This window comes from Aetokthonos hydrillicola CCALA 1050 (assembly GCF_017591665.1).
Taxonomy (GTDB): Bacteria; Cyanobacteriota; Cyanobacteriia; order Cyanobacteriales; family Nostocaceae; genus Aetokthonos; species Aetokthonos hydrillicola.
Genome location: NZ_JAAKGC010000144.1, coordinates 2,645 through 10,841 on the forward strand (window position 1 = coordinate 2,645; position 8,197 = coordinate 10,841).

The 8,197-nt window shown below is 41.9% G+C and carries 9 protein-coding genes; 7 read left to right on the forward strand and 2 right to left on the reverse strand.

Annotation, left to right across the window (positions count from 1 at the left end):
• Nucleotides 1-610: 1,4-dihydroxy-2-naphthoyl-CoA synthase (gene menB, locus G4P69_RS33395; protein ID WP_243903122.1), on the forward strand; the 610-nt coding region annotated here is incomplete at its 5' end.
• A 233-nt stretch (nucleotides 611-843) separates the two neighbouring features.
• On the opposite strand, the gene G4P69_RS33400 is transcribed toward menB, so the two are convergent.
• Complete coding sequence (locus G4P69_RS33400) at nucleotides 844-1,149, reverse strand: hypothetical protein (RefSeq protein WP_208354119.1); 306 nt, start codon at nucleotides 1,147-1,149, stop codon at nucleotides 844-846.
• 434 nt (nucleotides 1,150-1,583) lie between these two features.
• On the reverse strand, nucleotides 1,584-2,156 hold the full coding sequence (locus tag G4P69_RS33405; protein WP_208354126.1) for a DUF721 domain-containing protein: 573 nt from the start codon (nucleotides 2,154-2,156) through the stop codon (nucleotides 1,584-1,586).
• Nucleotides 2,157-2,280: 124 nt separating this feature from the next.
• On the opposite strand from G4P69_RS33405, the gene G4P69_RS33410 reads away from it, so the two are divergent.
• The 6 genes from G4P69_RS33410 to G4P69_RS33435 all read left to right on the forward strand — a co-directional run bounded on the left by G4P69_RS33410 (nucleotide 2,281) and on the right by G4P69_RS33435 (nucleotide 8,025).
• Complete coding sequence (locus tag G4P69_RS33410) at nucleotides 2,281-3,564, forward strand: hypothetical protein (RefSeq protein ID WP_208354129.1); 1,284 nt, start codon at nucleotides 2,281-2,283, stop codon at nucleotides 3,562-3,564.
• A 112-nt stretch (nucleotides 3,565-3,676) separates the two neighbouring features.
• Nucleotides 3,677-4,357 (forward strand): PspA/IM30 family protein, encoded by a 681-nt coding sequence (locus G4P69_RS33415; protein ID WP_208354132.1) that lies wholly within the window; start codon nucleotides 3,677-3,679, stop codon nucleotides 4,355-4,357.
• A gap of 199 nt (nucleotides 4,358-4,556) precedes the next feature.
• Nucleotides 4,557-5,330, forward strand: a complete 774-nt coding sequence (locus tag G4P69_RS33420) for a PspA/IM30 family protein (protein WP_208354134.1) — start codon at nucleotides 4,557-4,559, stop codon at nucleotides 5,328-5,330.
• Between the two features lie 145 nt (nucleotides 5,331-5,475).
• Complete coding sequence (locus tag G4P69_RS33425; RefSeq protein WP_208354142.1) at nucleotides 5,476-5,805, forward strand: thioredoxin family protein; 330 nt, start codon at nucleotides 5,476-5,478, stop codon at nucleotides 5,803-5,805.
• Between the two features lie 175 nt (nucleotides 5,806-5,980).
• On the forward strand, nucleotides 5,981-7,141 hold the full coding sequence (locus G4P69_RS33430) for an LL-diaminopimelate aminotransferase (RefSeq protein ID WP_208354145.1): 1,161 nt from the start codon (nucleotides 5,981-5,983) through the stop codon (nucleotides 7,139-7,141).
• Nucleotides 7,142-7,602: 461 nt separating this feature from the next.
• Nucleotides 7,603-8,025, forward strand: a complete 423-nt coding sequence (locus tag G4P69_RS33435) for a response regulator (RefSeq protein WP_208354155.1) — start codon at nucleotides 7,603-7,605, stop codon at nucleotides 8,023-8,025.
• The last annotated feature ends 172 nt before the right edge of the window (nucleotides 8,026-8,197 follow it).

The window sequence follows — 8,197 nt, forward strand, 5'->3', positions numbered from 1 at the left end:
CTGTGCAGGAGGCGATCAAAGCGTGCGAGGACAAGCAGGTTATGTTGACGATGATGGTATCCCCCGTTTAAATGTCCTGGATTTACAGCGTCTTATTCGTTCTATGCCCAAAGTAGTGATTGCTCTTGTTGCTGGGTATGCGATTGGTGGTGGACACGTTCTCCATTTGATTTGCGACTTGACTATCGCCGCAGATAATGCTATTTTTGGGCAAACTGGACCTAAAGTCGGCAGTTTTGATGGGGGTTTTGGTGCAAGCTACCTTGCTCGTATAGTCGGTCAAAAAAAGGCGAGGGAAATCTGGTTTCTCTGTCGCCAATATAATGCTGAGCAAGCTCAGGAAATGGGATTAGTTAATTGCGTTGTTCCGGTGGAACAACTTGAAATAGAAGGTATTAATTGGGCACAAGAGATTTTGGAAAAAAGCCCGATCGCTATTCGCTGTCTTAAAGCAGCATTTAATGCTGATTGTGATGGTCAAGCCGGTTTACAAGAACTTGCTGGAAATGCGACTTTACTCTATTACATGACACAAGAAGGATCTGAGGGAAAGCAAGCTTTTCTGGAAAAACGACCACCTAATTTCCGCCAATACCCCTGGTTACCTTAGAATTAAGTTGAGTAATTCTAGAAGTTGCATTTTATACATTTTGTCATCGTGAGACAGCCTAGGCTGTCTCACCTGTATTTTAAAAAATTGCTGTTTGTGAAAGCTGTATTGACAAGGCGAGAATAAATCTGCCCTTGATTGTGTTTTTAAATGTTCATGGCACTCATAATTTTTAAATTTTGAGTGAGTGGTTTTTATGCTTCAAGAAAGTAAAACTTAAATAGTGGTTAAGACTAAATTAGCATTATTTGAAGCTCGGCTTCTACTTGTTCTTGTGACGAACAAGTAACGGTTTGTTCAATATTAGTAAGTTCAGAGTGATTCAATGTCGAAGCTAAAGCTGGTGACGCGTCTGGTAAACTCCAAGCATCTTCAAAAGTTTCCCATGAAGGTGCAAATGGTGGGAGTGCTAACGAACACGCTTTCCAACTTCCTTGAACTGGTGTTCCAAGTTGGTGGCAAACCCCTCCACGCCGCCCCTCTGGCTTGTAATAGTGGCAATATCGGCAGGCTGAGGTCAACAATTTGATGGGTTTCATAAGTTCGGTGCCTGTTTATGGCTGGTATATCCTTGCTTTATATTTTGCTTGCCTAAATGAACAGGGTGTAAAGCTAAAAGCCTAGGCAAGTAAAGCTTTTAGCGATCCCAAGGAAAAAATTAACTTTAGAATCTTTTTATGTTTGTGTCATATTTTTCAACTATTTTGTTAACAATGTGATACATAAATTTTGAAATGTCAAACATGATAAATTTTGCCTAAAAAATATTTGGGATCAACGCTAAAAGTTAATATATCGATTTCTCACGGCTTTTAACTTCAGCCGTAAGAGACACCTTTTAAGCTGGATGCCCTTAATTCGCTAGATATATTTGGCAAATTGAAAACTAACTTATGACAGAAACGAAAAATGAAAGGCTTACACCCAAAGGCAGATGAAATTACTAAAATTAACTTACCAATACAGGTTTAAATTAGGGAGCAGGGAGCAGATCCCTCCTTAAAAATCCTTTAGCAGCGCATGGAGAACAAACTCCCCAGCGTTGAAGTTCACCCGGTGGTGTAGGACAGTCGCATTGGGGGCAAAGAGGTAGGTTATGCGATCGCTCTTGAACTGTTTTAGCCCAAGACTTAAAGGCAGTATTTGCGTTTCCAGCAGTGGGCGATACATCTCTAGGTGCTTTCATCGCATTGCCCAAGTAACTGGGGTGCTGGAATGATAAAACAATTTGTTTCTGTGTTTGAGTATCTTTAGCACGCCGCCATCCGGCGGTTGAAAAGCGAATGTCTACCAGGGGAGGATCCAGCTTTTCATTCAACTTTAAAAGCAGGCGCGGACGCTCAAAAGTTAAGTTTTGTGCCCAAGCAGCGCTAGAAGTTGCTACCCGCAGGACATCATGCTGAATTGATAGTGGTTGAGTATGAGCGGCAACCACTGATCCCACAACTTCAGCCCAAGAGGTGAGCAAAATTTGAAAAGGTTGCTCTTGCCATTTAGCCTGAACCTCTAAAACACCTAAAATATCATTAACTGATTTAAACGACATTTTGCCAAAGAGGTGCAAAAATTGCAGCTTGGGTGTGAGATCTATCTATGATAATTTTCATGATAGCTTTGCACAAATGTATCTTTAAACTCATCCGGCAGTCAAGGTTGGAGACAGATAGGCAATGAGTCAAAATCCCCTGATAGATTTGGGTATCCAATCTTCTACACCAGTCCAGTTAAAGCCTGCACTAGCGGCAGCACTGGCAAGTCTAGAAGTCAAATTAGATCAAGAGTTAGCCCGATACAGAAGAACAAAAACTGTCTATAGAAATCTAAGCCAACCTCGTGTAGGCAGTTTCACTAGCAGTCAACTCCAACAATTAACTCTCCTCAGTATGAAGGAGAGTGTAAAAAACACATCGCAGGAAAGTGGGACAGAGAATCAAAAGGAACCCCCAGCAACAGTGACAGCTGCTGCTACTTCTTTGAGTCAGCAAGAGGAACTATCTGTTCCTGACCAGACTAACACACCATCAATCCCTTCTTCCCAGACTTTTCAACAAACACCAGTGACACCAAAAACGGAGGAACTGCAAAATCTAACAATCACTGCCAACACAACCGAAATAACAAATTCTACCAGTATCGTTTCGACAGTCACTCCACAGGCTCCAGAAAGCAACAATAAAAATCCTGTACAGCCAGATGACTTCTTGGACTCATCTGAAGCACTTCTACGAAGTCTTGCAGAAGAACAAACTAACACTCCAAAACAAACAAATCCGAACAACAGTCTGCTATCACCCTTAGGTATCGGATCAATGCTGCTGCTATTATTAGCAAGCCTCACGTTCGGCTTTGTGGTGTTTAATCCGAAGAGCATTAGTCAATTTAATCTAAAAGGAGTGTTCACAAGTAAAACAACAACTAAAGTTGAAAACACAGCAGCACAATCCAAAAAGACTAAACTTGGGGATGAACCAGCACTTACCCCTATACCTAAATATCCTAATCTGGCACAAAGGGAATTGCCCGAAGTAAGAGATCCAAATGATGTAGTCGGCTTAAAACCGAAACCTAACCCGACATCGATATCATCACCCTACTCGATCTCTACTACAAACCCTTCAACAACACCATACCAGTTACAGCCCATACAGCCCGTAGCTCCTACCATAAACAACTCACCGCCAATCTTGACAGCAACAACACCCCTGAGTCCATTCTCCCAGAAGCCTGTTGCAATCGATACACAAATTAAACCATCAAAAGACGGATTTTATCATATAGTGACTGAAAATCAAGGTCTTCAGGCTTTTAACTCAGCACGAAAGATAGTTCCTGATGCTTATCTATCAGCAGACGGTAAATTTATTTATATGGGTGCTGTCAAAAATAAAGACAAAGCACAACAACTAATACAACAACTCGAAGCAAAAGGAATCAAGGCACGAGTTCAGCCTTAATTTGGGGATGGGGCATGGGGCATAGGGCATGCCCCATCCCCAATGCCCCATGCCCTATGCCCCATTCCCAAATTCGTTAAAATATAAACTGGCTGCTAATGGAGGGTCCAATATGGGACTAATTGATCGTATCCTGCGTGTGATGCGTGCCAACCTTAACAGTTTTATGACTAGTAGGGATGATCCAGAAAAACTTCTGGAGGCTATTGTCATGGAAATGCAGGATAATCTGGTGCAATTGCGACAGGCATTAGCACAGGCGATCGCTATACAAAAACGCAGTGAACGGCAACTACTTCAAACACAGTCAACAGCACAGGAATGGTACCGCCGTGCCCAACTGGCCCTGCAACAAGAGAATGATATCCTAGCAAGGGAAGCTCTCACCAAACGTCAAGCGTATCAACAAACCGCCACAACCCTATCTAGTCAAATTTCTCAGCAAAAAATTGTCGTAGATAAATTGAAAAACGATATGCGAGCCCTAGAGCTAAAAATTGCTGAGGTGAGAACTAAAAAGGATATGTATATTGCTCGTGCGCGTTCTGCCGAGGCATCCTATAAACTACAAGACATGCTCAACGGTGTCTCTAACACAAATAGCTTAAACGCCTTTGAACGCATGGAAGAAAAAGTGGTGCAACTAGAAGCCCAGTCAGAAGCAATAGCTAAACTTGACCCAGATGAGTTGAATTCATCTTTTGCTTCGTTAGAATTGGGTAATACTATTGACGCCGAACTGAGAGCAATGAAGGGACAGATCTTAGCTGACAAAAACCAAACACAACAGTGATAGATAATACTAAGGGTTACTACAAGTTAACCAAAAGGTAAGTATACTAAAAAATTGGACGAAAAATAAGTTTAGAACATATCTTAAGAATAGAGGTGCTTTAAAACCAAAAAGCTACCTTCAAATAGGCGGCTATTAAATAGTAAAAAAGCTAACTGTCCAACTATAGAGCGTAAATCGCACAAGGAAAAACAAAGTTATGGGATTATTTGATCGTATTAGACGAGTAGTCGGTGCTAATCTTAACGATTTGGTAAGCAAAGCCGAAGATCCTGAAAAAATGCTGGAACAAGCTGTCGTCGAAATGCAGGAGGACTTGGTACAGCTACGTCAAGGGGTTGCTCAAGCAATTGCTGCCCAAAAGCGTACCGAAAAACAGTACAATGACGCTCAAAACGAAAGTAATAAGTGGCAACGGAACGCCCAGCTAGCAGTGCAAAAAGGTGATGATAACCTTGCACGACAAGCGCTGGAACGCAGGAAGACTGTTAGTGAATCTGCAACCGCATTAAAAGCAAGTTTAGAACAGCAAACTGCCACTGTTGAAAATCTTAAGCGTAATTTAATTCAGTTAGAAAGCAAAATTTCTGAGGCAAAGACCAAGAAAGAAATGCTCAAAGCTCGAATTACTGCTGCTAAAGCACAAGAACAACTTCAAGGCATGGTGCGTGGTATGAATACCAGCAGCGCAATGGCAGCGTTTGAGCGGATGGAAGAAAAAGTTATGATCCAAGAAGCTCGTGCTCAGTCAGCAGGAGAGTTGGCTGGTTCAGATTTAGAAAGCCAGTTTGCAGCTTTGGAAGCTGGCAGTGATGTAGATGATGAATTGGCAGCGTTGAAGGCACAAATGTCTCTACCTGGTGGTAAAACAAATCAACAAGCATTACCACCACAAGAAACGTCTAATACTAAACCCAATCAAGTCGTTGACGCTGAGTTGGAATCTCTTCGCAAGCAATTGGATCAAATGTAAACTTTATTTAAATTTGTTTGCAATAGTCCCACACCTACTGTAAGGGGGTGGGATTTTGCATTAGTGAGTAGTTTGCTGGTGGCATCTTGGGATAAAGTATTGAGTGTGCCAACACGCGAGAGATGCCCCCTGATGGAGATCTGCAATGAGTAACGGTGTAATCACTATAACTGATGCTGAGTTTGAAACCGAAGTGTTACAAGCCGAAATACCAGTGTTGGTCTATTTTTGGGCTACCTGGTGTGGACCTTGTCACTTGATGACGCCGCTGATGAACTCAGTAGCAGCCAATTACGGCGATCGCCTGAAAGTAGTAAAAATGGAAATTGATCCTAATCCAGCCACTGTTAAAAAATATGAAGTAACAGGTGTACCTGCCTTAAGGCTTATTCGAGGAAAGGAACTGTTAGGATCTGTTGAAGGAGCTCTTGGCCAAGACAAGTTACTTAGCTTCATAGATCCTCACCTCCACTAATTCCTGACTGGTGGTTACTGCACAATGAACAACTAACTACTAAGATTCAAAGGCAATAGGCAATCACATTGGTTTGGGAACAATTTAGGAACAGGAAGGCGAAATGTTGCCTATGACCTGTTCCCTTCTTACGCTAGAAGGCTAGCTTCCTCACACTTAAGACTCAATAATAAAAATGCAGTTTGCTAAGCGTTTACAAACTTTACAATCTAATGTATTTGCTGATATGGATACAGCTAAGGCAAGAGCTTTAGCTGCGGGAAAGCATATAATTGATTTATCACTCGGATCTTCTGACTTACCAGCGGAAGACCACGTTCTTGAAGCGATCGCCGAGTCCCTTAAAGATAAAAGTACGCACGGCTACTTGCTGTTTCACGGGACACAAGCCTTTCGCTATACAGTAGCCAACTGGTATGAGAAAAAATTTGGTATCTCCGTAAACCCTGAAACAGAGGTGCTAACGTTAATTGGTTCCCAAGAAGGTACAGCTCATTTACCCTTGGCTGTATTAAACCCAGGAGACTTTGCTCTATTGTTAGATCCAGGATATCCTTCTCATTCAGGTGGAGTTCACTTAGCTGGGGGTCAAATATACACAATGCCTATACAGGTGCAAAACGATTTTTTACCTGTGTTTGCAGATATTCCTACACCTGTATTAGCTCAGTCTCGGATGATGGTGTTGAGTTACCCTCACAATCCCACCAGCGCGATCGCACCCTTATCCTTTTTTAACGAGGCTGTTGACTTTTGTGAGCAACATAATCTGATTCTGGTTCATGATTTCCCATACGTAGATTTAGTCTTCGAGGGAACTGCTCCATCTATTTTACAAGCTGACCCAGACAGACGAATCTCTATCGAGTTTTTTACTCTTTCCAAATCATACAATATGGGCGGCTTCCGTATTGGCTTTGCTATCGGTAATGCCCAATTGATTAAAGCATTACGCCAGATAAAAGCAGCCGTAGATTTTAATCAATATCAAGGGATTTTAAATGGAGCGATCACTGCTCTGATGGGATCTCAAGACGGAGTTGAAGCTACTGTAGCCACATTCCGAGCTCGCCGAGATGCCTTTATCAAAGCTTTATACCAAATTGGTTGGCAAGTCTCTCCTCCTAAAGCAACAATGTATATTTGGGCAAAATTGCCAGAACCTTGGAGTAAAGATTCTGTAAAATTTTGTACAGAACTAGTGGAAAAAACTGGAGTAGCCGTTGCACCCGGCGCTGGATTTGGTAAATTTGGAGAAGGATATGTCCGTTTTGCTTTGGTACACCAGCCATCTGTCTTAGAAGCTGCTGTAGACAAAATCGCTCAGTTCCTTTAGGAGTCTCCCCTTTAAGAGGAGTGTGGGGAGATAAAACTTGACGGGTTGATTTTTTGTTAATCCCACACATCCCTTACCTGCTGTAATCCCCAACTACGTTTTTGCTTCTTGTGACACTCCCCGCTCAAAAAAAGACGGGGATCATTTAAGATCTAATCTCTGAATATTCTGGTTTTACAGATTACGTAAGGCTCAATACGTTCGTGCCTATAAGGCGTATTGACTACGCTCAGGTGCTACACTGCCGAAAGCCGCCTTCCAGGAGCCTACAAGGAGGGCGTTAGACCAACACACCTTTTTTCGATACGAAGCATCTCCTCTACTGATAAGGGCGTGCAACTACGAAGCAATAATTATTTATTTGTACCCCTTTATTTATTCTAAAACCAATATATTCATATTAGTATTTTTCCAATTTCGGTCACAGAAATAAACTTTATGTCGTAAGATTATTCGTGGAAATGAAAACAGAAATATTCTCTATAGATAAAAAAGATACGTTGCACAAAGGTAAAAGGATTTTGTTAATTGAGGACAATGATATCAATAGGATGCTATTGGGAGATTATCTCATTTACTGTGGATATGAAGTTCAAAGCTTGCCAGAAGCTTCCAGTTTTTTCTCAATTGTAGACAAATTTAAGCCACAGTTAGTTTTATTAGATTTAAAATTACCAGATATTGATGGTTATTCTCTACTAGAACAAATTCAGCTAAAACCAGACTTCTCAAATATACCTATTATTGTAGTTTCAGCTTTTGCTTTTAAAGCAGATCAAGAACGAGCGATACAATTAGGTGCTTGTCGTTACTTTGTAAAACCGATTGACCTCTCGAAGCTGCTAACGGCAATTGAAGAAGAACTAGCTCATCAACGAATTTGAAGGAGATAGGGCATGGGGCATGGGGCATGGGGCATGGGGGATGGGGCAATGGGGATGGGGGAGTGGGGGGTGTGGAGTGGGGTGGGGGGGATGGAGATAGGTGCGTAGGGGACAATATGGGTGAGCACCACGTGTATTTTTACAGGTTAATTGGAGGGAGGAAGTAGTGTAG

Excerpts from the sequence above, each read along its gene's own strand:
- G4P69_RS33400 (WP_208354119.1), bottom strand. The coding sequence starts at position 1,149 with ATGAAACCCATCAAATTGTTGACCTCAGCCTGCCGATATTGCCACTAT.
- G4P69_RS33405 (WP_208354126.1), bottom strand. The coding sequence starts at position 2,156 with ATGTCGTTTAAATCAGTTAATGATATTTTAGGTGTTTTAGAGGTTCAG.
- G4P69_RS33410 (WP_208354129.1), top strand. The coding sequence starts at position 2,281 with ATGAGTCAAAATCCCCTGATAGATTTGGGTATCCAATCTTCTACACCA.
- G4P69_RS33415 (WP_208354132.1), top strand. The coding sequence starts at position 3,677 with ATGGGACTAATTGATCGTATCCTGCGTGTGATGCGTGCCAACCTTAAC.
- G4P69_RS33420 (WP_208354134.1), top strand. The coding sequence starts at position 4,557 with ATGGGATTATTTGATCGTATTAGACGAGTAGTCGGTGCTAATCTTAAC.
- G4P69_RS33425 (WP_208354142.1), top strand. The coding sequence starts at position 5,476 with ATGAGTAACGGTGTAATCACTATAACTGATGCTGAGTTTGAAACCGAA.
- G4P69_RS33430 (WP_208354145.1), top strand. The coding sequence starts at position 5,981 with ATGCAGTTTGCTAAGCGTTTACAAACTTTACAATCTAATGTATTTGCT.
- G4P69_RS33435 (WP_208354155.1), top strand. The coding sequence starts at position 7,603 with ATGAAAACAGAAATATTCTCTATAGATAAAAAAGATACGTTGCACAAA.